Annotated in this window: 2 protein-coding genes; both read right to left on the minus strand. The window is 59.5% G+C overall.

All coding sequences use genetic code 11. The annotated features are described in order from the left end of the window. Nucleotides 1-396, minus strand: a 396-nt coding sequence (locus tag AUR66_RS16295; protein ID WP_058573276.1) for a low molecular weight phosphatase family protein, incomplete at its 3' end; no start/stop codon positions are given. A 98-nt stretch (nucleotides 397-494) separates the two neighbouring features. Beyond that, nucleotides 495-622: helix-turn-helix domain-containing protein (locus tag AUR66_RS22865; RefSeq protein ID WP_231727937.1), on the minus strand; the 128-nt coding region annotated here is incomplete at its 5' end.

Consider the following 622-nt stretch of genomic DNA (forward strand, 5'->3'; position numbering starts at 1 on the left):
GTCTTGGACTCGCGTCTCGACCTCATCGCGAATCTCCCGGACACGTTCGATGTCTTGACCGTGGGGGTCATCGAGGTTCCAATCACGAATCTCGACTCGTTCTGCGTCGAGTTCGAGCGTCGAACACCCCATCGTTGCAACGACGTCGCACGACTCCAGCGTTTCCGTCGATACCTCTCGTGGCGTCCGGTTGGACACGTCGATGCCGACCTCATCCATGACGGCGACGACTTCGTCGTGGACGCTGTCGGCGGGATGCGTACCACCAGTAACGACCGCAACGTGATCTCCGAGATTTCGTTCGTCGCGTTCGCGCTCGGCGAACGCTGCGGACATCTGACTCCGCCCCGCGTTCTGTACGCACACGAACCCGAGCTTTCTCGTGGGTTCTTCCATACCACTCTGACTTTCCATGGCTTACTTGACCGTTTGTATGTCGGCTTCCATAGACAATAGTCCACTCAATAGCTGATCGAGGCTCGACAGTGAGCGGTTCACAGTTGCCGGGAACCGTCGAGTGCGACGAGCGCCGCAGTGGCACGAGGAGTTGGACGATATTTCCGCCACTTGCCGTCCTTCCGTCGAGTGACAAGCCCGGCGTCGGTGAGCCTGGAGAGCGCGT

Origin of the sequence: Haloferax profundi (genome assembly GCF_001469865.1) — an archaeon.
Taxonomy (GTDB): Archaea; Halobacteriota; Halobacteria; order Halobacteriales; family Haloferacaceae; genus Haloferax; species Haloferax profundi.